General features: G+C 50.5%; 26 protein-coding genes and 1 tRNA gene. 17 read left to right on the forward strand and 10 right to left on the reverse strand.

The annotated features are described in order from the left end of the window. A partial coding sequence (locus KQJ18_RS03275; RefSeq protein ID WP_216421408.1) for a glycosyltransferase family 2 protein occupies positions 1–750 on the forward strand: 750 nt, incomplete at its 5' end. 1 nt (position 751) lies between these two features. Further along, complete coding sequence (locus KQJ18_RS03280) at positions 752–2194, forward strand: glucosyltransferase domain-containing protein (RefSeq protein WP_193157016.1); 1443 nt, start codon at positions 752–754, stop codon at positions 2192–2194. A gap of 246 nt (positions 2195–2440) precedes the next feature. Here the strand turns inward: KQJ18_RS03280 and KQJ18_RS03285 are convergent. Continuing rightward, positions 2441–2528 (reverse strand) — tRNA-Ser (locus KQJ18_RS03285). A gap of 142 nt (positions 2529–2670) precedes the next feature. Then, a complete protein-coding gene (locus KQJ18_RS03290) occupies positions 2671–4299 on the reverse strand; it encodes an ABC transporter substrate-binding protein (RefSeq protein WP_087857535.1) in 1629 nt (542 codons plus the stop codon). A gap of 269 nt (positions 4300–4568) precedes the next feature. Here KQJ18_RS03290 and yccA point away from each other — a divergent pair, with 269 nt between their 5' ends. After that, positions 4569–5228, forward strand: a complete 660-nt coding sequence (yccA, locus tag KQJ18_RS03295; RefSeq protein ID WP_003035917.1) for an FtsH protease modulator YccA — start codon at positions 4569–4571, stop codon at positions 5226–5228. 56 nt (positions 5229–5284) lie between these two features. Here the strand turns inward: yccA and KQJ18_RS03300 are convergent, their stop codons facing one another. Both KQJ18_RS03300 and KQJ18_RS03305 read right to left on the reverse strand, forming a co-directional pair. Next, positions 5285–5761 (reverse strand): hypothetical protein, encoded by a 477-nt coding sequence (locus tag KQJ18_RS03300; protein WP_038639481.1) that lies wholly within the window; start codon positions 5759–5761, stop codon positions 5285–5287. Beyond that, positions 5758–6489, reverse strand: coding sequence for a winged helix-turn-helix domain-containing protein (locus KQJ18_RS03305; protein ID WP_233638666.1), 732 nt, complete (start codon positions 6487–6489; stop codon positions 5758–5760). Before KQJ18_RS03305 ends, KQJ18_RS03300 begins: the two co-directional genes overlap by 4 nt. Before the next feature lie 332 nt (positions 6490–6821). Between KQJ18_RS03305 and KQJ18_RS03310 the strand changes: the two genes are divergently transcribed. The 6 genes from KQJ18_RS03310 to tusE all read left to right on the forward strand — a co-directional run bounded on the left by KQJ18_RS03310 (position 6822) and on the right by tusE (position 13056). Next, complete coding sequence (locus tag KQJ18_RS03310) at positions 6822–7565, forward strand: fimbrial protein (RefSeq protein WP_069323275.1); 744 nt, start codon at positions 6822–6824, stop codon at positions 7563–7565. A 74-nt stretch (positions 7566–7639) separates the two neighbouring features. Beyond that, a complete protein-coding gene (locus tag KQJ18_RS03315; RefSeq protein ID WP_069323274.1) occupies positions 7640–8146 on the forward strand; it encodes a CS1 type fimbrial major subunit in 507 nt (168 codons plus the stop codon). 72 nt (positions 8147–8218) lie between these two features. Further along, positions 8219–10936 (forward strand): TcfC E-set like domain-containing protein, encoded by a 2718-nt coding sequence (locus KQJ18_RS03320; protein ID WP_216421409.1) that lies wholly within the window; start codon positions 8219–8221, stop codon positions 10934–10936. 1 nt (position 10937) lies between these two features. Further along, complete coding sequence (locus KQJ18_RS03325; protein WP_216421410.1) at positions 10938–12095, forward strand: CfaE/CblD family pilus tip adhesin; 1158 nt, start codon at positions 10938–10940, stop codon at positions 12093–12095. A 10-nt stretch (positions 12096–12105) separates the two neighbouring features. Continuing rightward, positions 12106–12657, forward strand: a complete 552-nt coding sequence (locus KQJ18_RS03330) for a LuxR C-terminal-related transcriptional regulator (RefSeq protein WP_038639461.1) — start codon at positions 12106–12108, stop codon at positions 12655–12657. Positions 12658–12726: 69 nt separating this feature from the next. After that, positions 12727–13056 carry a sulfurtransferase TusE gene (tusE, locus tag KQJ18_RS03335; protein WP_038639458.1) on the forward strand — a complete coding sequence of 110 codons (330 nt, stop codon included), beginning with the start codon at positions 12727–12729 and terminating at the stop codon, positions 13054–13056. Here tusE and yccX read toward each other — a convergent pair. Genes yccX through KQJ18_RS03350 form a run of 3 tightly spaced genes read right to left on the reverse strand, consistent with a single transcriptional unit; the run spans position 13053 to position 14733 of the window. After that, positions 13053–13334 carry an acylphosphatase gene (gene yccX / locus KQJ18_RS03340; protein WP_085048613.1) on the reverse strand — a complete coding sequence of 94 codons (282 nt, stop codon included), beginning with the start codon at positions 13332–13334 and terminating at the stop codon, positions 13053–13055. The genes tusE and yccX overlap by 4 nt on opposite strands. Positions 13335–13379: 45 nt before the next feature. Next, positions 13380–14168, reverse strand: coding sequence for an AraC family transcriptional regulator (locus KQJ18_RS03345; RefSeq protein ID WP_038639456.1), 789 nt, complete (start codon positions 14166–14168; stop codon positions 13380–13382). A gap of 13 nt (positions 14169–14181) precedes the next feature. Further along, entirely contained in the window at positions 14182–14733 is a 552-nt protein-coding gene (locus tag KQJ18_RS03350) for a YbhB/YbcL family Raf kinase inhibitor-like protein (protein ID WP_150344873.1), read from the reverse strand. Positions 14734–14947: 214 nt separating this feature from the next. Between KQJ18_RS03350 and rlmI the strand changes: the two genes are divergently transcribed. Both rlmI and hspQ read left to right on the forward strand, forming a co-directional pair. Then, on the forward strand, positions 14948–16159 hold the full coding sequence (gene rlmI, locus KQJ18_RS03355; protein ID WP_087857541.1) for a 23S rRNA (cytosine(1962)-C(5))-methyltransferase RlmI: 1212 nt from the start codon (positions 14948–14950) through the stop codon (positions 16157–16159). A 57-nt stretch (positions 16160–16216) separates the two neighbouring features. Continuing rightward, positions 16217–16534 carry a heat shock protein HspQ gene (gene hspQ, locus KQJ18_RS03360; RefSeq protein ID WP_038639447.1) on the forward strand — a complete coding sequence of 106 codons (318 nt, stop codon included), beginning with the start codon at positions 16217–16219 and terminating at the stop codon, positions 16532–16534. A gap of 103 nt (positions 16535–16637) precedes the next feature. Here hspQ and KQJ18_RS03365 read toward each other — a convergent pair whose 3' ends face one another. Then, complete coding sequence (locus KQJ18_RS03365) at positions 16638–17051, reverse strand: CoA-binding protein (RefSeq protein WP_006685217.1); 414 nt, start codon at positions 17049–17051, stop codon at positions 16638–16640. A 172-nt stretch (positions 17052–17223) separates the two neighbouring features. On the opposite strand from KQJ18_RS03365, the gene KQJ18_RS03370 reads away from it, so the two are divergent. Both KQJ18_RS03370 and mgsA read left to right on the forward strand, forming a co-directional pair. Then, complete coding sequence (locus KQJ18_RS03370; RefSeq protein ID WP_038639445.1) at positions 17224–17886, forward strand: DUF2057 family protein; 663 nt, start codon at positions 17224–17226, stop codon at positions 17884–17886. A gap of 93 nt (positions 17887–17979) precedes the next feature. Then, the gene (gene mgsA / locus KQJ18_RS03375; protein ID WP_038639442.1) at positions 17980–18438 is read left to right on the forward strand and encodes a methylglyoxal synthase; all 459 of its coding nucleotides are present in this window, start codon (positions 17980–17982) and stop codon (positions 18436–18438) included. A gap of 32 nt (positions 18439–18470) precedes the next feature. Here the strand turns inward: mgsA and helD are convergent, their stop codons facing one another. Beyond that, the gene (helD, locus tag KQJ18_RS03380; protein ID WP_216421411.1) at positions 18471–20525 is read right to left on the reverse strand and encodes a DNA helicase IV; all 2055 of its coding nucleotides are present in this window, start codon (positions 20523–20525) and stop codon (positions 18471–18473) included. Between the two features lie 125 nt (positions 20526–20650). Between helD and KQJ18_RS03385 the strand changes: the two genes are divergently transcribed. Then, positions 20651–21097, forward strand: a complete 447-nt coding sequence (locus KQJ18_RS03385) for a YccF domain-containing protein (protein ID WP_038639436.1) — start codon at positions 20651–20653, stop codon at positions 21095–21097. An 18-nt stretch (positions 21098–21115) separates the two neighbouring features. Continuing rightward, entirely contained in the window at positions 21116–23278 is a 2163-nt protein-coding gene (gene yccS, locus KQJ18_RS03390) for a YccS family putative transporter (RefSeq protein WP_216421412.1), read from the forward strand. Here yccS and KQJ18_RS03395 read toward each other — a convergent pair. Next, a complete protein-coding gene (locus tag KQJ18_RS03395; RefSeq protein ID WP_042314181.1) occupies positions 23247–23861 on the reverse strand; it encodes a TfoX/Sxy family DNA transformation protein in 615 nt (204 codons plus the stop codon). The two genes, yccS and KQJ18_RS03395, sit on opposite strands and share 32 nt — an antisense overlap. A 216-nt stretch (positions 23862–24077) precedes the next feature. Here KQJ18_RS03395 and sulA point away from each other — a divergent pair, with 216 nt between their 5' ends. Further along, on the forward strand, positions 24078–24587 hold the full coding sequence (gene sulA / locus KQJ18_RS03400) for an SOS-induced cell division inhibitor SulA (protein WP_038639432.1): 510 nt from the start codon (positions 24078–24080) through the stop codon (positions 24585–24587). Positions 24588–24944: 357 nt separating this feature from the next. Beyond that, positions 24945–26003, forward strand: coding sequence for a porin OmpA (ompA, locus tag KQJ18_RS03405; RefSeq protein WP_038639429.1), 1059 nt, complete (start codon positions 24945–24947; stop codon positions 26001–26003). The last annotated feature ends 32 nt before the right edge of the window (positions 26004–26035 follow it).

The following is a 26035-nucleotide window of genomic DNA, read 5'->3' on the forward strand; positions in this document are numbered from 1 at the left end:
AAGCTCGTCGTCCCCATTTCATTTACGCGCAACTTTGGAAAAGAACCAGCAATTTTTGCAGGCCTTGAGCGTTCCTCTGGTGAAGCAGTTATTCCGATCGATGTTGACCTACAGGATCCAATCGAAATAATTCCATTGATGGTCGATAAGTGGCTTGCGGGCGCAGATATTGTGCTGGCTAAGCGTGCAGACCGCTCCACGGATGGAAAACTGAAGCGTAAAACCGCTGAGTGGTTCTATAAATTACACAATAAAATAAGCGATCCGAAGATCGAAGAAAACGTTGGTGACTTTAGACTTATGTCCCGCGATGTAGTTGATAACATCAAACTTATGCCGGAACGTAATCTCTTTATGAAAGGTGTGCTTAGCTGGGTCGGTGGCAGTATTGATGTTGTTGAGTACACACGAGCAGGACGCATTGCTGGTAAATCAAAATTTAATGGCTGGAAATTGTGGAATCTTGCCCTGGAGGGTATTACCAGTTTTTCAACGTTTCCATTGCGGATATGGACCTACATTGGTTTTTTTGTAGCCGCCGTATCCTTCTTGTTCGGTGCATGGATGATTATAGACAAGATTTTTTGGGGAAATCCGGTTGCGGGATACCCATCTATTATTGTTTCAATCCTTTTCCTGGGTGGGATTCAGTTAATTGGTATCGGTGTGCTCGGTGAGTACATAGGTAGAATCTACATCGAAACCAAACAACGGCCACGCTATATAGTTAAAAAACAAGACAGGATTTAAAATGTTCTCCAGATACGATAAAAAAGCATTGTTTATTTACTCAGGATTAGCCCTGTTGTTTATCTATCCCTTAATCCAGGCAGGCATATATTATAGAGATGACTTAGATAGATCTATAACTGGATATTACGGCTGGCGTGGTTTAGGTCGACCTTTTGCAGATATTTTAACAAGGTTTTTTTCTGCCAGTGGGCACTATAACCTTGACCTGTTTCCTTATACAATGCTCGCATCATGTATTTTCTTAGGTGCATCTTCGCTTGCGCTCAGTAAGCACCTGTTTAAATCAGACATTTCGAACGCAAACATGGTGGCAGCACTTTTAATATTCAATCCATTCATTTTGCAGAATATTGCGTACAGATATGATAGTCTCGGAATGTCGATTGCCTTTTTCCTTGCGGTGATTGCATATACCTATAAAAATAAAAACCAGAGGATAGAGATTGCAACAAAATTAGTAACTGGCGTATTATCTTTAACCTTATATCAACCATGTGCCAATATTTTTATTGGCTTGCTTGCAATTGATGTAATCATCATCGCAACAAAAAAAGATATAAAGATCAAGGAATCGATATTTTTCTTATGCAAGAAAACAATTTTATTCATATCATTTTTTCTTATCTATATGCTTTTCTTTTCGCCCAAAAATAACTCTCGAGCAGAATTAATACATCCAGACCAGAGTGGATTGGAGCATCTAGCCAAAACATTAATTGCCTTAAAAGAAATGGTTCTTTCTTATCTCTATCACCCGGTTTACATTTACTTCGCAATCCCAATACTTATCAGTTGCGTGTTTATGCTCATTGCTTACCGTACTAATATTAAGCAAATAGCAACATTTATTTTGTATGGCGCTATCTCCTTTTTAATATTCATTATTTCACTTATGGGACCAACATTATTACTTCAGGACGCACCAGTACTTCCCCGTACTTTAGTCTCGTTTTCAGTTATACTGGTTATAATTGCTATACCGATTATGCGTTTCGCTCCTCGTTTTAAATACGCTGCACTGATCCCAGTCATTGCTTCGCTTGCTTTTAGCGCTCAATTAAGCAACGCTATGAAGTCACAACAAGAATATGAAGATTTTGTTTTTAACATGATTGCGCAAGACATTGCCACTCATAAAGACATCGCTTCCATTGGTACTGTAGGCCAATTGAATAAAAATGAAAGAGCAAAATTATTAATAGATAATAAACCACTTATAGGCTATTTCGTTTTTCCCGCCACTGAGTTTTTAGCGTCATATCAATTGGTCAACAAAGGGTTCACGCAAACCCTTCATGGTTATGGGGATGAGCAAGAAAACAAAAATAGACTATCTGATATGATAAAAAAAGGTATTAAGCCGGTATCATCAAATGAATATTATACATTATTCATTTCGGACAATAACGCCATCGTGTTTTTAGGAAAATATAACAATTAATTATTACCAGCCCTCACACTTAATGTTGAGGGCTTTATTTTCGAAGAGTCAGCAGCAATCATATCCAGCGAAAAAGAAGTTACCCAGAGCTCGCCTGGGCTGAAGTGGTAAGTATGATGGTTACTCGGTTAGGCCCTTCAGTTACCAATTCCAGGCGACGTAACATTACCAACTCTCACAGTAACAGTTTTCGCATTTCCCTTATAAGCAAAAAGGGGTTACCTTTCGGTAACCCCTTTTCATGTTTGGCGGAAGCGTAGAGATTCGAACTCTAGAACCCTTTCGGGTCGCCGGTTTTCAAGACCGGTGCCTTCAACCGCTCGGCCACGCTTCCAATGAGGCGCACTATAAACATCCCGAACGGACCTGTAAAGTACCAATGTGTTCGTTTGCCTGAAAAACAGCCAAAATAGTGTTAATCGACTGAAATAAAAACAAATTGGCCATTTATTCAGCACAAATAGCGGCTACCACGCTTAATGTTTTTTGATGTACATATCTTTGGTGTAGTAATTTCCGCGGTTATCCGGCGCAAATCCTCCTACCCACGGCTTCACCAGATGAGTGCGAACATAGTGATAAATCGGAATAGCAGGTACATCCTCACCTAACAGATCTTCAGCCTGCTGGTAGTCTTTACCTCGCTCTTCCAGTGAACTTGCTTTCGCTGCATTATGCATCGCTTCATCAAAGGCGGGGCTACTGTACCCGGTGGTATTCTCACTGTCCCCGGTGCGGAAAATATTGAGGAAACTAGAGGCATCGTCATAGTCGGCTATCCACGCATAGCGCACAATGTCAAAATTACCGGTGTGCATAGTATCCAGCATGGTTTTCCATTCCTGATTTTGCAGCTTCACCTCAACGCCAAGATTTTTCTTCCACATTGACGATGCGGCAATCGCAATACGCTGGTGCGTTTCGAAGGTGTTGTAGAGCAGATTTAAGCTCAGCGGATGGTCAGGACCATACCCGGCCTCCGTGAGCAGTTTTTTAGCTTCAGCAATGCGTTTGTCGAGTGGCCACGACGCATACTCTGGCGCATGCAGTTGTACCCCACCTATTTCAGGCTGGCTGATAACCCACGCCGCACGTTGCCCCTGGCCCATCACCTTTTGCGCAATGATGTCTTTATCCAACGCCATATTCAGCGCCCGACGCACGCGCGGGTCATTAAAGGGCGCTCTGGTCGTATTGAACTGATAGTAATAGGTTGAAAGCTGAGGCGAGACATGGAGTTCATCGCCCATGGTCTTTTTCAACTGTGCAAACTGATTGACCGGTACGCTATACACAATGTCAATCTCACCCGCCTTATAGCGGTTCACGTCAGCAGACTCTGAACTAATAGGCAGGTAAGTGACTTTATTAATGACCGTGTGCCGATCGTCCCAGTAATGCGGGTTACGCTCGGCAACGATGCGCTCATTGACCACCCACTGCGATAATTTGTACGCTCCGCTGCTGACAATATGCTCTGGGCGGGTCCACTTATCGCCAAAACGGCCAATCAGCACTTTATCGAGCGGGACCAACGACGGGTGCGCCAGCATCGCCAAAAATGCCGCTGTCGGTTGCGTTAAGGTAATTTCCAGCGTGGTATCATCCAGGGCCTTGACCCCTAGCGTAGCGGGATCTTTGTTACCCTGAGCAATATCGACCGCGTTCGCCACGTGCATATTGCCCAGATACGAGGCATATGGTGAAGCCGTTTGCGGCGAGACCAGGCGCTGCCAGCTCCAGACGACATCCTGTGCGGTGATAGCCGATCCATCCGACCAGGTTATGCCCGGACGTAAATGAAAGGTCCAGACGGTGTTACCTTTATTCTCCCAGGAGGCGGCAAGACGGGGTTCAATAGACCCATCCGGCTTAACCGCTACCAGTCCGTCGAACATATCGCTGATTAAATTAAACTCCACGTTGCTTTCGACTTTATGCGGATCCAACGACGCCGGTTCGCTGCCGTTGTTTCTGACCAGTTCCTGTTTTTCTGCAAGTACTGTTCCTGCCGGAACATTTGCCGCCCTCGCCGCGCCGTTTACCGACATCAAACAGACAGCCAACAGCGTAAATGTAAATCTCTTCGTTTTATCTTGAGTCATTCCCTTTACCTTATTGCTCTGTTTATGATGACACCGCTGTCACTGTCAGAGAGAAACGGGAATTACGCAATATTTTTCAGTAACCTGGCCGATATCTAACAGGCATTTTTACACATACAGTGCTAACATCTGATTCGGGAGCTTTTGCTGAAATAATATGCTTAAGCCTGGCGGGTTAAACTGCGTAAAGATGGGTAAAACCGCTGTGTCATTCCCCTTGATTTCATTATCCTTCATCATTAATTACATCTGTCATAAGAGAGTGACTCATGGATCGTATTATTAGTTCTTCGCGCGATCGTACATCGCTACTCAGCACACATAAGGTGCTGCGCAACACCTATTTCCTGCTCAGCCTGACGCTGGCGTTTTCGGCGATCACCGCGACCGCCAGTACGGTGCTGATGCTGCCTTCTCCGGGACTGATCCTGACGCTGGTGGGTATGTATGGTCTGATGTTCCTGACCTACAAAACGGCGGATAAACCCGTTGGTATTCTGTCAGCTTTCGCTTTTACCGGCTTCCTGGGCTACATTCTGGGGCCAATTCTGAATACCTACCTGTCTGCAGGGATGGGTGACGTTATCGGCATGGCGCTGGGTGGTACGGCGCTGGTCTTCTTCAGTTGCTCTGCGTATGTGCTGACCACACGGAAAGATATGTCCTTCCTCGGCGGGATGCTGATGGCAGGTATCGTGGTTGTGCTGATCGGTATGGTTGCGAATATCTTCCTGCAACTGCCGGCACTGCATCTGGCGATCAGCGCGGTGTTTATTCTGATTTCTTCAGGCGCAATCCTGTTTGAAACCAGCAATATCATCCGTGGCGGTGAAACCAACTACATCCGCGCCACTGTTAGCCTGTACGTTTCGCTGTACAATATCTTCGTCAGCCTGCTGAGCATTCTGGGCTTCGCCAGCCGCGATTAAGCAGCATCACTGATACGAAAAAAGAGAATGCCATTGGCATTCTCTTTTTTTATACCTTATTCACTCCGGCAGATATAGGTAGGATAACGCCGGTCCTGAATCAGCCACACGGCGGGTGAAAGTTCAGAAATCGTCAGGTAGTAGCGAGCGGTCGGCCAGGCAAAGCTTCCCCACTGGGCATCGGGGGTGTTGTCATTGTGTCGACGCCAGGTTTTGGTGTAACTCAATACAATGACGTTGTCATCGTCCCGCCGCTCCCACGTAAAGTCTACATCCCTGTCAATAATCAAATTTTGCCCCCCAGCTCTTGCTGCACCTTTGTAGGTGGTCAAGCCTGTACCGTCCCGATGAAAATAGAACTGGGCAATGGTATTGACCTTCACTTCACTTGTTTTTCCCTCATTGCGCGTAAAGTTAAATTCAGTGCTGCAGGCCAGCACATCGCTTTTGCCGACCGCGCCGCAATAGTAAAACAGCGCCAGCGCGCCGCCAACCACAGCACCGCCCAATCCAAAAAGAAGCCTTATTTTCATTTTTCGGCCCCACTTTTATAGCGAATAGTCTTGCACAGGCTGGTTTTACTGACCGGGCAGGCACCGATGAACATTTCATCGGCGGTGGCGAGCGAAAAACGAGCGCTGAAATAATAAATATCGTACTCCTCGCGCTCACAAGCCACGTTATTGGCCTCCAGTCGCTCAGCTAATTTCGAGAGCACTAACGGTCGTCCATGATCGTTGATAATCCAGACACTACAACGTGCGATTTTTTCCTCGACCTGCTTTAATTTCGCCGGAACGGTTATCTCCTGCGGACGGCTAAGGTAAATGCCCGCCCCCAACGCTGCGACGATCAATGTCGCTATAATCAACCACCTTTTCAGATAAGTGCGCCGGGGCTGTATGTCTGGTTGCATGGAAGGGGATTGCGGCTCAGCGGCTTGAATGTTCTCACCAGGCTGAAAAATCACATCGGCATCAAAACGGAATCCATAGCGCGGGACAGTGACGATAAATTCGTGCCCCTCTCCCAGAGACTGGAAGCTTTTACGCAGTTCGCTTACCGCTTTATTAAGATTATTTCCGGATGGCGTAAAGCCAAACTCTTCCCATACGCGAGTGATCAATTCCTCCCGGCTCAGGTCGCGTCCTCGGTGTTTAATAAATTCCTGTAAAAGACGAACGGCTGGCGCCGAAAGTGTTAATACAGTCTCAGGTTGTCCAACAAGGCTTATTGCATGTGCTTCAGGATCAAATAACAACGAATTATTGCATATAAAAAACATCTTTTATTCTCGGCTGTAACCGCATGCTTTTTATTCCCTGGTACATCGACATGAAAACCACCTCCTGATCTGCTTGTTTTTTCATCAGAAGGAATTTTCTTCCCATCCTTGGCCGCGGTATTTTCGCTTAACTATACAACCTTAAAGCCAAAAAAGCAGGATAAAAAACTGTATATAACGAGTTAACTAATACAAATTTTCACAAACCGCTGTTCTGGTTAAAGTTTCCCTGCCCTGAAGCGATACGAAAGCAGACGGTGTCCTGGTGTTAACGCGCCGCCTTTAAACTCAGAGCAGGCAGACTGATTGTGAAACAGAAAAAAAGAGTGAGCATGACAACCGCCTTTTATGTCGCCGCGCTGTCATTGCCATTTTTCTCAGAAATGACAATGGCCAATATGAGCGTGTATCCCATGGAACTGAATGTAGACAGTTCCGGTGCGGCGCAAATTAAGGTGGCTTCAAAAACGGATGATATTCAGTTCATTCGGGTGAGGCAAAAGAAAATTCTTAATCCCGGCACGGCTCAGGAAAAAGAAATTGATGTGGCGTCATGGAAAGAAGATGGCGTGGTGGTTACGCCCGAAAAATTTGCCCTCGCGGCCGGCGCGATGCGCGTAGTTCGTCTGGTATCGCTTATGCCTCCGAAAAAAGAGACCACCTGGCGCGTCTATTTTGAAGGGGTAAAACAACCTGACAGCATTATTCCGGGCAAGGCTGAAAGCCCTGCCGCGATGGCAACATTGGGCGTCAACGTGATTTGGGGCGCACTGGTCCATATTGCTCCAGAAGAAAACGTAATTTCACTGTCGTTCGACCCTCGCCGCGGGACGTTAAAAAACAATGGCACGCTGCGTGTACCGCTCAGAGAGATTGGTATTTGTGATGCAAATTCATCGTGTAAATGGATAAAAGAAGACGCGACGATTTATCCGGACACTGAACGGAAATTAAAAACACTCACAATGAGCCATGGCCAGAAATATAAATTCCGCTACTTCAACTGGGTAAATAAAACCGCTGAAGAAGCTGACTTACCCGTCGTGCAATAACACGACATCACAGTAAAAACCCACGTAGTTCGTTGAAAGAGCCAAGGTGCTCATTTGTAAATATGGAGATATCAATGCGTAAGTATATTAAACCTCTGATGATCGTTGCCGCGATGACCTCGTCCTTTAGCGCGCTGGCAATTCAAAAAGATATTACCGTTAACGCCAGCGTTGACTCACAGTTGGATATGACCCAGGCCGATAACACGCCGCTGCCGGCCAGCATCGACATGCAGTACCTGCCTGGTCGTGGTCTGGAAAGCTACCGTCTTAACACCAAGGTGTGGTCTAACTCCGCCACCAGCAACGTCAAAGTGCGCCTCGTTAGTGCGGCAAAACTCACCAACACGGATGGTGACCAGATTGTACCGATGACGGTCATTCTGGGTGATAAAACACTGTCTACCACCGATGCTGAATTTACCGGAACTGAACTGTTCCCTGGCAGCATTGAAAACGGTTCCGCAGTACTGCCGCTGACCATTTCGCAAACCACTAAAGGCATTCTGAAAACCGGTCAGTACAGCGGCGTTGTCAGCCTGATGCTGACGCAGGCGACAACCACGGAAGGCGGTGCGTAACACCACAGTACCTAAGGAATAACGTCAGAGGGTGCCCACCCTCTGACGTCAGGATGATGTCGAGGCTCGGTCATGGCGTTTCACAGAAATACTCTCCTCTTAGTTGCTTTGTTACCCGCATCCATCCAACTCGCCTGCGCAGAGATGGCCGTCCCGGCAGGTTTTGAAGATCTGGCGAAAACACAGCGCCTGTGGACAGAAGTCAATCTCTATGGCGAGTCGCTTGGCCTTTTTGAAACGGATATCACGCTTGAAACAGTAAGTTTTGTCGCGCCTGAAACCGTGGTCACGGCCATCAAACGGCAGTTTAATGACGATCCTGCCCTCGTTGCCACCGTGTCTGCAGCCCTGGCCGTTCCACTGGCCCGTAACGGCAATCTGGCATGCAGCAGCAATGGCTCCGCAACGGGATGCGATTACCTTGATACCCAGCGCGCGGCCATTATCTATGATGAAAATAACGCCCGTATTAATCTTTTTTTCGACAAGAAATTTCTGCCTAAACAAACCACTGAAAGCCAGTGGTATCAGCCCACGCAGGACACCGAGAATGCGTTAATCCATCAGCAGAATATCAATTTTGTTGCCGACAGGGATTACCAGTCAGCCACCGTTCAGGGCAATGGCGCGCTGGCACTCACCCAGGACGGCTACTTTAACCTCGACTGGACCTGGATGGGGCAACGTTCGAAGCACCAGCAGCAACAGGAGATAACCGTCAACAATGCCTGGTTTCGTCAGGATATCTGGCGCCAATACTATGTTCAGTTGGGCGAGATGGACACTCGCGATCTGTTCAGCAATGCCGGCGGGAATATCAATCTCAGCCAACTGCCGCTGGGTAAAATTCGCGGCTTGCGCACAGGCTCAACAAGGGCATGGATCAATCCGGTTCAGCAGTCAAAGGGTACGCCTATCACCGTATTGCTTTCTCATGATGCGCGTATCGACGCCCGCCGGGGTAATCAACTGCTGGCCAGTTTTTATCTGAATGCCGGGGCGCAAACCCTGGACACCCGTTCGTTCCCGGACGGGAGCTATACCGTGACGTTGTCCGTCTATGAAAATAACCGGCTGACGCGCACCGAGCAGGTACCGTTTACCCGAACCGGCATTACACCTTTCGATCGCGTCGAGTGGTTCCTGCAGGCAGGCGAAACTGACAATAACGATCAAAACGACGAACGCAGCGCGGTCGCGCAAGCGGGCATCCGCCTGCCTGTCACTCCGACGCTGGCGCTGACCAGCGGCGCAACAATAAAAAAAAACCAGCGTTTTCTGGAAAATGCGCTCGACTGGAGCCGTGGTTTCAACACCGGCCCGATCGATGGCGTGCTAAGTACCCGCTTTAGCTACCTATACGGCAGCGAAGGTCAACGCGGAAATATTCAGCAAATCAGCTATAACGACGGTTTTTCACTGAGCTTCTATCGCAACGCGTTATCAGCAGAAAACTGCAATACCCGAAGCGCAGGGTTTGACGCCGTGAATGGCTGTTACCGAAGCCTGTCGGTCATGTTCTCCGTCCCTGTCGGCACCTGGTACGCGAGTCTGGGGTATTCAGATAACCGCAACGAAGGACGTTACGTTGCTCGTCGGGAACTCCCGGACAGTGACGATCGCCACGATGCGGGCTTGCCATGGGAGTCGGTTTATATGACCCGCTCGCGCACGCGGGCCTGGCAGGGCGGCTTAAGTACAGCTTTCAACGCTCGCGGCCTGAACATCAACAGCAGCATTAACCTTTTCATGCGAAACGATGACTCCCGCGCAGGTAGGGATAAAGGCGGCTACCTGAGCGTAAGCCTGTCAATGGCGCATAACCGTCAGGGCGATGCGACGAGTTATACCTCGCTGGGCGCGACGTGGCAGCACCAGCAGCATGAAAAAAACCAGCTGAGCTACAACGTGGCGCACAACTGGTATGCCGATGCACGTGGTGAAAATGAGTATGGACTGAGCGCGTCAGGCATTAACAGCGATTCGCTCAATACCTCTGCCTATACGCGCCAGGGCGGACGCTATGGCAACGGTAGTCTGACCGTCAGCGACGCCTGGGATCGTCAGGATGGGCGTCATACGTTGAGCAGCAGCGGCAATTACAGTTCAACGCTCGCGCTATCTCGCTCTGGCCTGTGGCTGGGCCGTTGGAGCGACGGACGCCCTGCTTCAGCCATCGCGGTTAACGTTGCCACGCCGGAAGATTCCCAGGATCCGCGCGTCGCTGTGTCGCTGGATAACGGCGGCAGCGCAGATATCCCAGGCAATAGCCGCGCCCTCTTCGCCGTGCCTGGCTATCAGCAGACGACGTTGACGATTAACGAATCGCTGGATGTCTCCCGAGGTGCCAGCAGTGAAATCACACAAGGTTCCGGCAGCAGAACATTGTTTATGGTGCCAGGCAAACTGCTCCGTCGGCACGTGCAAACCACCGCAAGCTACACATGGCTCGGCCAGTTAACCGACGAACAACATTCGCCGTTTATTGGCGGCGTGCCCCTGAACGTAAACGGCTGGAGCGACCTTGGCAACGGCGGGTTTAGCGCCCAAAGCAACGCTCTGCTGCATAACCTCTACCTGGTGCGTCAGCAGCAGTTTTATCAGTGCGCGCTAAACGTGAAGAGTATGCGCGACGTCGTGCGTTATGTCGGGTCGATCCCTTGCCGGGAATTAACCTTCTCTGCCCTGCCGGATACGGTCCAGCAACAGGCGCAGCTAATGCTCGCCGGACGTAGCGTGCCGACCGGCCCGACTGCCATGAACGCAGACAACCTCACTAAAGGGAAGTGATGTGAACAAAAGCCTTATTATTTTACTTTTCCTGCTCCTGTGGGCTGGCCAGACGCTGGCCGGCGCCCCGGCCGGAAGAAACTCCAGCGTCGGTATAAGCTACGATCGCATGGCACCACCCGCGCGTTTCGATATCTGGCTTCATGAATCAGGCGGCTATGATGCCGCCGATCCGCAAAAGTGGGGACGCAATACCTTGACCTGCTTATCCCGTACCGATACCACCTATGGCGCCTGTATGACCGCCCCGGTGTGGTTCTCGGCGAACCCGGCCGCGCCTTATGCCATCAATTTACGTTTTACACATGCCCTTACCCGCAAAACAGTAGATATCCAGGTGTATGGCGATCACTACCTGTTTATCAGTAACAAAGTCTTTACCTTTGCCAGTTTTGTCGCGGGGGGGACAACTACTATTGCAGCCTGGAACAGAGAACCCTACTTCGATTTCTATATTGTGAAAAGCGAACTGGATAAGCTCACCCTACCGGGCATCTGGACCGCCACCCTGAAGCAGAACCTGCGTCAATGGGAGAGCGCCGACTGTAGCGGGAACTTCAATGACGTGAATGTCGGATGTCCTGGCTATCTCACCATCGCCAACTGGCAGGCAAATATTCGCATTGAGGTGGTCGATCCGGGTAATCAGCAGATTTATCTGCCCGCATTTCCACACTCAACGCCTATCGTTAACCTCAACCTGACCAACTTCCCGGGGCGGCCCGGCGGCAGCGAGATCCAGGGGGAAAACACGCTGGATATGTGCTTGTACGACGGAAAAAACAGTACCAGCACTCGCACTTATCTGCGGTTTGAGGACAACGAGCTCAACGCTTCAGGCCGTGCCGAAGGCGCGTTTTCAATCCGGCGACGTGGCGGAAGTCAGACCGATGCGCGGGATCGTCTCGACTATCAGGTCTTTGTCACCAATCCCATCACTGGCGCAACCGAAACTGTCGCTAACGGTAAAACCGTGGTCTGGCAAGGCACCAACGATCCACAGTATCTGCGTCAGGTCGTGCTGCCCGGCGGGCGCGAGGGCGTACTGTGCGTACCCGCCCCTATTATCCTGAAAACGCCTGCCTTTGCCGCCAGCAGCAAAAATGCCGGGGATTACACCGGTACGCTACGCATTATTTACACGCCCAGTACGTTATAAAGAGGCCGCCGTGAATTACGTCATTCTTGATAATAATCGTTTTTATGCCGAAGGGTTGCGCTATGCCCTTCTGCGTCGTAACGCGCCGACTCAGGTGAAGTGCGGCACGGTAAAGTGGCGTCGTTCGCTGCTGGCCTGCGACACCCTCGTTGTACGTTGCCGCTTTTCCGTCACGAGAACGCATCTGGCGCTGGTCGACATTCTGCTGCAACTGGAGGCCAGGTGCTGGGAGGGAACCGTTTATCTGGTGTGCAATGAAAAAGGCTGGGCACTGGCAACGCATTTGCGAAAGCGTTTTACCACGCTGACCTTGTATATCATTGATGACCGAATTGCCGTCGTGGATGCGGCGTATATGTTCGCAAAAGAGCCCCGTCGGGTACGCAGCCTGAACTGTTGTCTGACAGGCATGGAGTTCAATGTTCTCGACAGGCTGGTTAACGGACAATCGGTAAAACATGTTGCACATATGACGCAGATTAGCGAAAAGCAGGTATCGACGTATAAATGTAACGCGCTGAAGAAGCTTAATGCCAACAATCTGCTACAGCTTCTTCTGTAGGGCAAGGTTTCTCACGCCGCCCCTTATTTGCTAGACTAGGGGCGGTTTTTACTTTATCGACAGAGCACTATGTTCATTTTTGCAGGCCAGGAAATTGAGACCGATAGCGAAGGCTATCTGAAAGATACCACGCTGTGGAGCGAGCCGCTGGCGGAGAAAATCGCCGAAAACGAAGGTATCGACCTCTCCCCTGAACACTGGGAAGTGGTGCGTTTCGTACGCGAGTTTTATCTGGAGTTTAATACTTCCCCCGCTATCCGCATGCTGGTAAAAGCGATGGCCAACAAGTTTGGCGAAGAGAAAGGCAACAGCCGTTATCTTTACCGTCTGTTCCCAAAAGGTCCGGCCAAGCAGGCGACTAAAATTGCCGGCCTGCCGAAACCGGTCAAATGTATTTAATAGCGGATACTAAATCCCTTTAGCTCGTCGCCAGGGCGGTGTGGTTCACTGAGAACCCGTTCTACCCTGGCGCTGCTCGGCCCTCCGGCTTTTAACCACTTCATTAGCTGTTCAACCCGTTCGCTTTCGCCGCAGGCGACAACCTCTACGCTGCCATCATCCATATTTTTAGCGTATCCGGTCAATCCCAGTCGTTGCGCTTCATGTTGCGTGGTGTAGCGAAATCCTACCCCCTGAACCCGACCATAGACCCAGGCGATTATGCAGACTTTCGACATTGCGGTTCTCCTAATCAACATAAATGAAGGAACAGTTACAAGGCCTTAGCGCACCTGTTTCGGCAGGCATCCGTAATGCTGGCGGAATCTTGCGGTAAATCGTGAGCCTGACAGATAGCCACAGCGTAACGCAATTTCGCCAATCGGCAGCGTGGTCGATTGTAGTTGAGAGAGCGCGCAGGACATGCGCACCTCTTCGACTATCTGCCGGTAACTCTGCGATTCCATCTGTAATCGTCGGCGTAATGTTGAAGTACCGATGGACAAGTGACCGGCAATCTCCTGAGCTGTCCATAGCTTAGCAGGGGATAACATAATAAGTTGTCGCACCTGTTCAGTCAGATTAAACCGTCGCTCGATAAGCAGCGGCCCCGCCACACCATCATGCAGTAGCGCCAGCAATAATCCCATCGCCTGATGCTCCTGCAATTTTGCAGGTAAGTCCTGGCGTACAGCGTCCAGCAGGCTTTCCCACATAAATGCCAGTCCGTTACTCATGGGCGTGCATAGCGACGTCAATTTTGCCGGAGGGAAATCCTTGACCCAGTTATTTTTAAACGTGCTAATGATGCTCGCCGACAGCAACAGCAAATCCGAACGAAATGCTCCCTGCTCCGGCTGATTAATAATCTCCAGAGGCGTATTCGCCGGGATGATAATCAGCTCACCCGGCCCTGCAACCAGACGATTGTCATCCTGAATAATGACCTTACTTCCCTGCGTAATATGGCAAATAGCAGCAGAAAACAGTTTAACCTGGTGCAGGCGGTGCAGATGGCCGGAACGCACCTCGGCGGTGGTAAGGTTGTTATGGCGAAAATGGACATCCTGCACCAGTTTATCCTCTTTATTTTCTTGCGTAAGTGGCGGTTAATTCCGCTTTGGCAATCACGTGGCTGTTCAGCATAAAACCGACCAGCGCACCGCTGGCGTTACTGTCAATTGGCAACGCGTCGGTATTTAACGCCCACACGGTAAACTGATAGCGATGAGGTTTATCGCCCGGTGGTGGACAGGCGCCGCCAAATCCAGCATAACCGAAATCATTGCGTCCCTGAACTGCTCCAGCGGGTAACTTATCCATGCTGGCTCCGCCAGGAAGCGTATGGACCTGAGCCGGAATATTTACGATGGTCCAGTGCCACCAGCCGCTTCCCGTTGGCGCATCAGGATCAAACAGCGTAATGGCAAAACTTTTGGCATCAGTTGGCGGATTTTGCCAGCTCAGCTGCGGGGAAATATTGTCGCCACTGCAGCCAAACCCCTTAAACACTTGTTTTTGCGTTAATTGCAGGTTAGCGGGTATATCGGCGCTGCTGAGGCGAAATGTCGAGGCGGCAGAGGCATCAAAACTCAACGCGACAATAGCGGCGGTAGCCAGAGAGTAGACAGCTTTCATTACATTTCCTTTTTCTGATTAAGAAATAGCAATGTAAACGGTGGGTATAAAAGAAACTGTGCCTCTGTGATAGCGTTTTGTGCCGAAACGCCCAGCGCCATACGCTGATGATTGACCTCATCATCTGTGCTACTCTACGCGCCATTTTATTTTAATGGTTTCAGGTTGGTACTTTACTCCAGCCCGCGTCACTGTTTGTGAGAGGTTGCTCCGCATGACTGAATCTACAATTCCACATTATCCTCGTTTAGTGTTAGCCAAAGGGCGCGATAAATCATTACTGCGCCGCCATCCGTGGGTATTTTCCGGTGCTGTCGCACGTATGGAAGGTAAAGCCAACCTCGGTGAAACCATCGATATTGTTGACCATCAGGGTAAATGGTTAGCACGCGGCGCGTACTCACCTGCGTCGCAGATCCGTGCCCGCGTCTGGACATTCGACAAGTCTGAATCCATCGATATTGATTTCTTCACCCGTCGTCTGCAACAGGCGCAAACATGGCGCGACTGGCTGGCGAAAAAAGACGGGTTGAACAGCTATCGTCTGATTGCAGGAGAGTCCGATGGTCTGCCGGGCATCACCATTGACCGCTTCGGCAACTTTCTGGTATTGCAACTGCTCAGCGCCGGTGCTGAATATCAACGCGCCGCGCTGATTAGCGCTCTGCAAGTTGTGTTCCCGGACTGCGCTATTTATGACCGTAGCGACGTGGCCGTGCGTAAAAAAGAAGGTATGGAGCTGACCCAAGGGCCAGTAACGGGCGAACTGCCGCCAGCCCTGCTGCCTATCGAAGAGCACGGGATGAAGCTGCTGGTTGATATTCAGCACGGTCACAAAACCGGTTATTACCTTGATCAACGCGACAGCCGTCTGGCCACGCGCCGTTATGTAGAAAATCAACGGGTTCTGAACTGTTTCTCTTATACCGGCGGCTTTGCGGTCTCGGCATTAATGGGCGGATGCCGTCAGGTGGTCAGCGTCGATACCTCTCAGGAAGCGCTTGATATTGCCCGCCAGAACGTGGAACTGAACAAGCTGGATCTGAGCAAAGCCGAATTTGTGCGTGATGACGTATTCAAACTGCTGCGCGCTTATCGCGATCGCGGTGAGAAATTTGATGTCATTGTGATGGATCCGCCGAAGTTCGTCGAAAACAAAAGCCAGTTAATGGGCGCCTGCCGCGGCTATAAGGACATCAATATGCTGGCTATTCAGTTGCTCAACCCCGGCGGCGTATTGCTGACATTCTCCTGCTCCGGTCTGATGACCACCGATTTATTTCAGAAAATCATCGCTGATGCCGCAATAGATGCTGGTCGTGATGTACAATTTATAGAGCAGTTCCGTCAGGCCGCCGATCACCCGGTGATCGCTACCTACCCGGAAGGGCTGTATCTGAAAGGGTTTGCCTGTCGCATCATGTAACTTGAAAAGTGGAATATTACCCTTACATAGAGGGTATCTATTTCCCGGGAGGTGACTATGATTGCCAGCAAATTCGGTATCGGCCAGCAGGTCCGCCATTCCCTGTTAGGTTACCTCGGAGTGGTCGTGGATATCGACCCGGAATATTCGCTTGATGAACCGTCAGCCGATGAGCTGGCGGTTAACGACGAACTTCGCGCCGCTCCCTGGTATCACGTGGTGATGGAAGACGATAATGGTCTGCCGGTGCATACGTATCTGGCCGAAGCACAGCTGAGTGGCGAGCTACAGGAAGAACATCCGGAGCAACCGTCGATGGATGAACTGGCGCGAACAATCCGTAAACAGCTTCAGGCTCCGCGTCTGCGTAATTGATGCGAACACAAGCCCGATGGCAATTCGCGTATCGGGTTTATGCTGCTCATCCGCCCAGCAACACGGGCCGGATGAGCAACGTGCCTAAGGCAACAACACAACCTTACTTCGCCAGTCCCAGCCGCGGGATCTCAATCGCCGGACAGCGATCCATGACCACCGCCAGCCCCGCGTCACGTGCCAGTACGGCTGCCTGCTCGTTAATTACGCCAAGCTGCATCCATAAGGTCTTCGCACCGATGGCGATAGCCTCCTGAGCAACGCCCCACGCCGCTTCAGAATTACGAAAGACATCAACCATATCCACTTTCTCCGGCACATCCGCCAGCGTCGCGTACCCCTGCTGCCCCAACAGCGTTTTCCCGGCAACTTTTGGCGAAACGGGGATAACGTGATAGCCCTGATCGAGTAAATACTTCATTACCCGATAGCTTGGACGATCGGGTTTATCGCTTGCACCAACCAGTGCAATCGTACGGGTAGATGTCAAAATGCCAGCAATATCGGTCTCTTTCATCGTCTTCCTCCAGGCTGTTTAACAAAGTGTACGACAAACCTGGCCTTGCAACCATTCATCCCATACTGGCGCATGAGAGCTAAACTCAAAAATATGTCTATATGTTAGTAAACGTGACCAGTGAAAAAATTAGATACATCTGATGCAGATATTTTCTGGACAGGAGAAACCTATGAAAGCCGGCATTATGACAGCCTTGATTGCTCTGTGTTTGCCGGTAACTGTTTTTGCCACCTCTTTGCGTCTGTCGAGTGAAATTGATCTTCTGGTGCTGGATGGAAAAAAAGTCTCCAGCTCATTACTGCGTGGCGCCGACAGTATTGAGCTAGAAAATGGTCGGCACCAGCTTGTATTTCGCGTAGAAAAAACCCTTCGCCTGTCCAGCCACGAAGAACGTCTGTATATTTCCCCTCCGCTGGTTATCAGCTTTGATACCCAGCTCGTCAGCCAGGTTAATTTTCACCTTCCGCGTCTGAACAATGAGCGGGACGCATCACATTTCGATGATGCACCGCGTGTGGAACTGCTGGATGGGGACGCCATGCCCATCCCCGTTAAGCTGGATATTCTGTCAATCACCTCCACGGCGAAAATCGTGGATTATGAAATGGAAACTGAACGCTATAACAAAGCGGCTAAACATGCGTCATTGCCACAATTCGCCACCATGATGGCCGACGACAGCTCGCTGCTTTCTGGGGTGTCTGAACTGGATCGGGTGCCGCCTCAGTCGCAAACGCTGACCGAGCAACGATTAAAATTTTGGTTTGAGCAGGCCGACGCCCAAACGCGAAGTAACTTTCTGCAATGGGCCCAGAAACAGCCTTCTTCATGACATTTATGTTCACAGACGCATTTTTTTTGTCTTTCTCTTGCAGCGTCAAGTGCTTCCAGTACTCTGTAACAAGGTTAACTTGGGAGCTGTACTATGGAATTAACGACTCGCACATTGCCAGCGCGTAAGCATATTGCGCTGGTGGCACACGATCACTGTAAAAATATGTTGATGAGCTGGGTGGAACGCCACCAGCCGTTACTGGAAAAACACGTTCTGTATGCCACGGGAACAACAGGGAACTTAATTCAACGCGCGACAGGAATGGACGTCAACGCAATGCTGAGCGGTCCAATGGGGGGTGATCAGCAGGTGGGCGCGCTGATTTCAGAAGGGAAAATAGATGTGCTGATCTTCTTCTGGGATCCGCTCAACGCCGTTCCCCACGATCCTGATGTCAAAGCCCTGCTGCGCCTTGCCACAGTCTGGAACATTCCGGTCGCCACCAACGTGTCGACGGCAGATTTTATTATCCAGTCGCCAAACTTCAACGATGAGACGGACATACTGATCCCGGATTACGCCCGTTATCTGGCAGAACGCCTCAAATAATGCCCAGGCAGGCGGCAACTACCGCCTGCGTTTCAGGGTTTCCTCGTCACCGGGACATCCAGTCGCTTAAGCTCATCAACAAAACACGATGGTGTTTCTTTATTGAACAGCAACCACACCCGGTGACGTGCGCGCGTTAGTGCCACATACAGTAACCTTCGCTCTTCGGCATCCGGAAAATCTTCAACCGCCGGGAGCAGCGCCTCTTCCATAATCGACTCGCGGGCTGGCGCAGGAAAGCCATCATTACCCTCATGAAGACCGACGACAATAACGTAGTCCGCTTGCTGTCCTTTACTGGCATGGATAGTCATAAAATCCAGCTGTAGCTTAGGCCAGCGGGTAGCCGCTTTCTCCAGACTGGCCGGTTTCAGATGATGGTATCGCGCCAGGACCAGAATTCTCTCTTCTGTTTTCACAAAACCCGACAGTTTATCCAGCAACAGATCCAACTGGTTTTCATCAAGCAAGGTAACGGCTTTTTTATCCCCTGTCATCAGGCTGTTGAGCGGTTTCGTAAGCTGATGGGGATTCTGTTGAATAAACTGATTTGCGACTTCACCAATACGGCTATTGAAACGGTAAGTCGTATCCAGATTACAGCGATCGCCCTCGCCAAAGTTTTGCTGGAATGCCGTGGTCAGCGAAAGTTGCGCCCCGCTAAACCGGTAAATGGCCTGCCAGTCATCGCCTACGGCAAACAGCGTAGTCTGCGAGTTTTGCTTGCGTAGCGAGGCCAACAAGGCGGCACGCTGAGGAGAAATATCCTGAAATTCATCGACCAGAATATGCTTCCAGGGACTGATAAACCGCCCTTTTTCCAGAATAACAATGACCTGATGGATTAACCCGGAAAAATCGACGGCATTCTCGTCCTTCAGGGCGCTCTTCCAGGCTTTGAGCAGGGGCGCCATGAGCTTTATGCGTTTACTGAACAGGTCGCGGATCTCCTCCGGAGCATTGGCAATCATCTCCGCCTGCGCTCCGCCATGCATACGCATCAGGCTAACCCAGCGATCGAGCCGAGAGGCCAAACGCCGCTGTAACTTTTCGTCGTCCCAGAAGTTACCTTCGGGTACAGACCACTGCATCTCTTCTTCTAACCATTGTCGCCAACCTTTAGCCTGGGCTTTTTTCTCGCTGCACTGCTGACGCCAGGTAGTAATGAAGAGTTTGCTGCGCGCAACGGCGTCATTTTCCAGCTTGCTAACCGTCGGAACTTTTTTGCTGCCCTGCGAAATGATATGCAGCGCCAGTGAATGAAACGTCCGCGCGGTGACCTCATCCGTATGCAGACGTTCACGGATGCGGTCATCCATCTCCTGAGCCGCTTTACGACCGAACGCCAGCAACAGAATTTGTTCTGCCGCCGCCTCGCCTCGCGCCAACAGCCAGCCCGCACGGGCAACCAGAACCGATGTTTTGCCGCTTCCCGCCCCGGCAAGTACCAATAAGGCTTGCTCACCATTCACCACCGCGCGCGCCTGGGCAGGGTTCAGCGGCGAAGATTCAATGTGCTGGAAAAACTCGGCATGCTCTGCCAGCATCGCATCGGTATAGGCCTGATTGTGCTGTAAACGACAGGCCTCAATATCCTGCAACCATGCCTGGCATTGGCGTAACGCTTCACGACAATTTTCAAATTCTTCCAGCCGCTTCAGCGGTAGCGGCAACGCCGCAAAGGCACGGAGGATCTGCTGTTGCAATCCTGAGGTTTGGCTACGTGTCAGCCATTTATTTTCACTTGTCCGGGCTGCAATCGCATCCAATTGTTGCTGTAACACTCCAGCAGCCACCTCACTCATTTCCTGGCTCCACTGCTGCCAGAGCGTATTTAAATGGTGATGGAAGCGTTGGGTTTCCGCCCATTCTGTGCCGTGAAGCCGTACCACCTTATCATCCGGAAGCACGAACTCCAGCTCTCCCCACACCAGGCCGCGTTTGCAATGAATAGCCAATAACTGGTTGAAGGGAATAAGATACTCGTGACGATCGCCGGAAACTTTAATCCCGGCATTGAGAATAACAGCCCGATCGTAAGGGTGTTGCGCCAGACGTTTTCCAAGAGAAGTTGCTTTCAGTTCCATAAGACTCAAGCGGATCCACACGAAGAGGTTTGCATATCAGTGTAACCGCCAGAGAAAACGTGCTCCAGCCCAAAAAAACGTTACAATTGCCGAATTCACAGAAAACCAGAGTTAATCGAGGGTTTATGCGTACTGTTCTGAATATTTTAAATTTTGTGCTAGGTGGGTTCGCCACCACCTTAGCCTGGTTATTGGCTACGCTGGTCAGTATTGTGCTTATTTTTACTTTACCCTTGACCCGGTCATGCTGGGAAATAACCCGACTCTCGCTATTTCCCTATGGCAACGAAGCGATTCATGTCGATGAACTTAATCCGGCAGGGAAAAATGTGCTTCTTAATACCGGTGGCACATTGCTCAATATTTTCTGGCTGATTTTCTTCGGTTGGTGGCTGTGCCTGATGCACATTGTCTCCGGCATTGCCCAGTGCATTTCGATTATTGGTATTCCGGTGGGCATTGCGAACTTTAAAATTGCCGCTATTGCGCTCTGGCCGGTGGGGCGTCGGGTGGTTTCAGTCGAAGTTGCCCGCGCTGCGCGTGAAGCCAATGCGCGCCGTCGCTTTGAATAATCAGGACTGATGGCCTTTATGTTAAGTCCGCTGCTTAAACGCTATACCTGGAACAGCACCTGGCTGTACTACGTAAGAATTTTTATCGCGCTTTGTGGCACAACAGCGCTACCCTGGTGGCTGGGCGATGTTAAGCTGACCATCCCGCTCACGCTGGGTATGGTCGCTGCCGCGCTGACCGATCTGGACGATCGCCTCGCTGGCCGACTGCGCAATTTGATCATTACGTTGATCTGCTTTTTTATTGCCTCAGCCTCCGTAGAACTGCTCTTCCCATGGCCATGGCTGTTTGCCATTGGGTTAACGCTTTCCACCAGCGGCTTCATTCTGCTGGGGGGCTTGGGCCAGCGCTATGCAACCATCGCCTTTGGTGCGTTGTTGATTGCCATTTATACCATGCTGGGAACGTCGCTTTACGATCAGTGGTATCAGCAGCCGACCCTGTTGCTCGCTGGCGCTATCTGGTACAACCTTCTGACGCTGACCGGGCATCTTCTGTTCCCCATCCGCCCACTGCAGGACAATCTGGCGCGTAGCTACGAACAGTTAGCGCACTACCTGGAACTGAAATCACGCCTTTTTGATCCCGACATTGAAGATGAAAGCCAGGCGCCGTTGTATGATTTGGCCCTCGCTAATGGGCAATTGATGGCGACGCTAAACCAGACAAAGGTATCGTTACTGACTCGCCTGCGCGGTGACCGCGGTCAGCGCGGAACGCGTCGCACGCTACATTACTATTTTGTAGCGCAGGATATTCACGAACGCGCCAGCTCCTCCCATATTCAGTATCAAACGCTACGCGACCATTTCCGTCACAGCGACGTGATGTTTCGCTTCCAGCGCTTGATGTCGATGCAGGGGCAAGCCTGCACCCAGTTGTCCCGCTGTATTTTATTACGCACGCCTTACCAGCACGATCCGCACTTTGAGCGCGTCTTCACGCATATAGATGCCGCCCTGGAGCGTATGCGTGCGAGCGGTGCGCCTACAGACCTGCTCAACACGCTGGGATTTTTACTCTCAAACCTGCGAGCTATCGACGCCCAACTGGCCACCATCGAGTCAGAACAGGCTCAGGTACTCTCGCGTAATGAGTCTGAAAATCAGCTTGCCGATGACAGTCCGCATGGGTTCAGCGATATCTGGTTACGTCTGAGCCGTAATTTTACGCCTGAGTCAGCCCTGTTTCGCCATGCAGTACGCATGTCGCTGGTGCTTTGTGTCGGCTATGCCATTATCCAGATTACCGGGATGAACCACGGATACTGGATCCTGCTGACCAGTCTGTTTGTCTGTCAGCCAAACTACAACGCCACCCGACATCGCCTGGCGCTAAGGATTATCGGTACATTGGTAGGAATCGCCATTGGTTTACCTATCCTGTGGTTCGTTCCCTCTCTGGAAGGTCAGTTAATACTTTTGGTGATCACTGGCGTACTGTTTTTTGCCTTTCGCAACGTCCAGTATGCACACGCCACGATGTTTATCACGCTGCTGGTACTGCTGTGCTTTAATCTGCTCGGTGAAGGTTTCGAAGTTGCGCTGCCGCGCGTTATCGATACGCTGATAGGGTGTGCCATTGCATGGGCTGCCGTGAGTTTCATCTGGCCTGACTGGCGTTTTCGTAACCTGCCGCGTGTCATTGAGCGGGCCACTGACGCAAACTGTCGTTACCTTGATGCTATTCTCGAACAATATCATCAGGGTCGTGATAACCGTATGGCATACCGTATCGCCCGTCGTGACGCACACAATCGTGATGCAGAGTTTGCCTCCGTGGTGTCGAACATGTCGAGTGAACCGGATGTCACGGCCCAAACGCGAGAAACAGCATTTCGCTTGCTGTGCCTCAATCATACGTTTACCAGTTACATTTCTGCCCTTGGCGCACACCGCGAACAGTTAACCAACCCGGAAGTTCTGGCATTACTGGATGATGCCGTCTGCTACGTTGATGACGCGCTTCACTATCAACCCGCAGACGAACAGCGCGTCTACCAGGCGCTGGAGGGGCTAAAGCATCGAATTCAGCATCTTGAGCCACGTCCGGATAGTAAAGAACCGCTTGTTATACAGCAGGTTGGGTTATTGATCGCCCTGCTACCGGAAATCCGGCGATTACAACAGCAAATTGCCGTGCTGCCTTCTAATACCCCGGCTTCGGCGTCAGTGAACTGACCCACTCCACCAGCTCCTGGCGACGGACCGCCGGGAGCGCTGCTTCATGCACGCCACCGACCGCGCCTTCAAGGGCATAAAGTATTTTTACCGTCAGGGCTGGATTATTTTGCCGCAGTTTCAGCCAGCACATTTGGGCGCCCAACGTTCGCAATGTTCCCTCATCTTTAATTCCTGCTTCATTTAGCAGGGTCTCCAGATGAAACGTCATATTTGGTAGTTCCCGCAGACGATGTTGAGCAAAGCGACTCTGTTTTTCCTTAACAGCAGCATCCAATGAGTACCGCGATAACGACACCAATTGCTGCTGGTTTTGCCACAGCGCATCATTTACCTGATAGTAGTTGAGTACCACCGGACGCCCGCGCTTTATAAATGTCAGCCAGACAGGCGAATTTTTTGCACAGTACTGTACGCTCTGTTCGCAGGCCCGAAGATATAACTCACCGCTGGCGACCATAGCAAAGACCGTATCCCCAACCGTCAAACTGTAGCTGCCAAATAATGAGCGATAGTGAATTGTTCCCAGAGACGCCAGATATTCTTGTGATTTATAGATCTTTGCATAAGAAAGTTCTTTCATAAAAATCCTTTTAAATCATAACGTAAGCCAATGATTTTCAATAACAGATCCGTTAATGACGAAAATAGGCAACTTATTCGCACGGGGCAAGATGAATTTTATTTTTCCCCTAACTACGACTAAAAATTGCGAACCTGTTTCCGAAAATAAGGTTGATCTTTGTTGATAGCAGGGTTACTGTATATCCATACAGTAACCCACAGGGCTGGATTGATTATGTACACTTCAGGCTATGCAAATCGTTCTTCGTCGTTCTCTTCCACATCAAGCAACATTGCGCGCGTTTCATCAGAGAACGCAACCGCTGGGCTTATCAGTGAAGTGGTCTATCGCGAGGACCAGCCCATGATGACGCAACTACTGCTGCTTCCCCTGCTGCAGCAGTTAGGGCAGCAATCACGCTGGCAGCTGTGGCTGACGCCTCAGCAAAAATTAAGTCGGGAGTGGGTACAGTCAGCCGGGCTTCCATTGACAAAAGTGATGCAGATTCGCCAACTCTCCCCCTGCAATACGCTGGAATCGATGATCCGTGCGCTGCGCACAGGTAATTACAGCGTCGTTATCGGCTGGCTGGGAGAAGAGTTAACAGAAGACGAACACGCTGAACTGGTTAAAGCGGCTGAAGAAGGAAATGCTATGGGATTTATCATGCGTCCTGTTCGCGCACAGTCACTTGCGGGGAGACAGCATTCCGGGCTAAAAATTCACTCGAATTTGTATCATTGAGTAAAATTAGGATTTATCCTGGAATTTTTTTTCATGCTTCAATTTGCCTTTGAGCTTTAACGCGTTTTTCGTGCGAACGCCTGTCTCAAGCGGTTTTCAGGAAATCTCCAGTGCATTTAGACATCAATAAATGTTAAATATTATGTATACAAGCCTTTTTTTTTCATATGCCTGACGGACTTCACACTTGTAAGTTTTCAACTACGTTGTAGACTTTACATCGCCAGGGGTGCTCGGCGTAAGCCGCAGATATCGGTAGAGTAACTATTGAACTGGTCCCCGGGTGAAGGATTTAACCGTGTTATCTCTCTTCGGAGATATTCATGGCGAATTTTGGATGATAACGAGGCGCAAAAAATGAAAAAGACAGCTATCGCAATTGCAGTGGCACTGGCTGGTTTCGCTACCGTGGCGCAGGCCGCTCCGAAAGATAACACCTGGTACGCTGGTGCTAAACTGGGCTGGTCTCAGTACCATGATATTGGCAACAACCAGATCAACAACGCCGGCCCTACCCACGAAAGCCAACTGGGTGCTGGTGCGTTCGGTGGTTATCAGGTTAACCCGTACGTTGGTTTCGAAATGGGTTATGACTGGTTAGGCCGTATGCCGTACAAAGGCTACACTGACCAGACTCACAACAACGGCGCTTTCAAAGCTCAGGGCGTTCAGCTGACCGCTAAACTGGGTTACCCAATCACTGACGATCTGGACGTTTATACCCGTCTGGGTGGTATGGTTTGGCGTGCAGACGCTAAAAACAACACCGGCTTCAAAGACCACGACACTGGTGTATCCCCAGTATTCGCTGGTGGCGTAGAGTATGCAATTACTCCTGAAATCGCTACCCGTCTGGAATACCAGTGGACCAACAACATCGGTGACGCGAACACCGTTGGCGGTCGTCCGGATAACGGTCTGTTAAGCGTTGGTGTTTCTTACCGTTTCGGCCAGCAGGAAGAAGCAGCTCCAGTAGTTGTTGCTCCGGCTCCGGCTCCAGAAGTACAGACCAAGCACTTCACTCTGAAGTCTGACGTGCTGTTCAACTTCAACAAAGCAACTCTGAAACCAGAAGGCCAGCAGGCTCTGGACCAGATGTACAGCCAGCTGAGCAACCTGGATCCGAAAGACGGTTCCGTAGTGGTTCTGGGCTTCACTGACCGCATCGGTTCTGACGCTTACAACCAGGGTCTGTCCGAGAAACGTGCTCAGTCCGTTGTTGATTACCTGATCTCTAAAGGTATTCCTTCTGACAAAATCTCTGCACGTGGCATGGGCGAATCTAACCCGGTTACTGGCAACACCTGTGACAACGTGAAAGCTCGCGCTGCACTGATCGACTGCCTGGCTCCGGATCGTCGTGTTGAGATCGAAGTTAAAGGTATCAAAGACGTTGTAACTCAGCCTCAGGCTTAAGTTATCGTCTTATAAAAAAACCCCGCATCGCG

The sequence above is a fragment of the Citrobacter sp. S55_ASV_140 genome (assembly GCF_018919505.1).
In the GTDB taxonomy this organism is placed as follows: Bacteria; Pseudomonadota; Gammaproteobacteria; order Enterobacterales; family Enterobacteriaceae; genus Citrobacter; species Citrobacter werkmanii.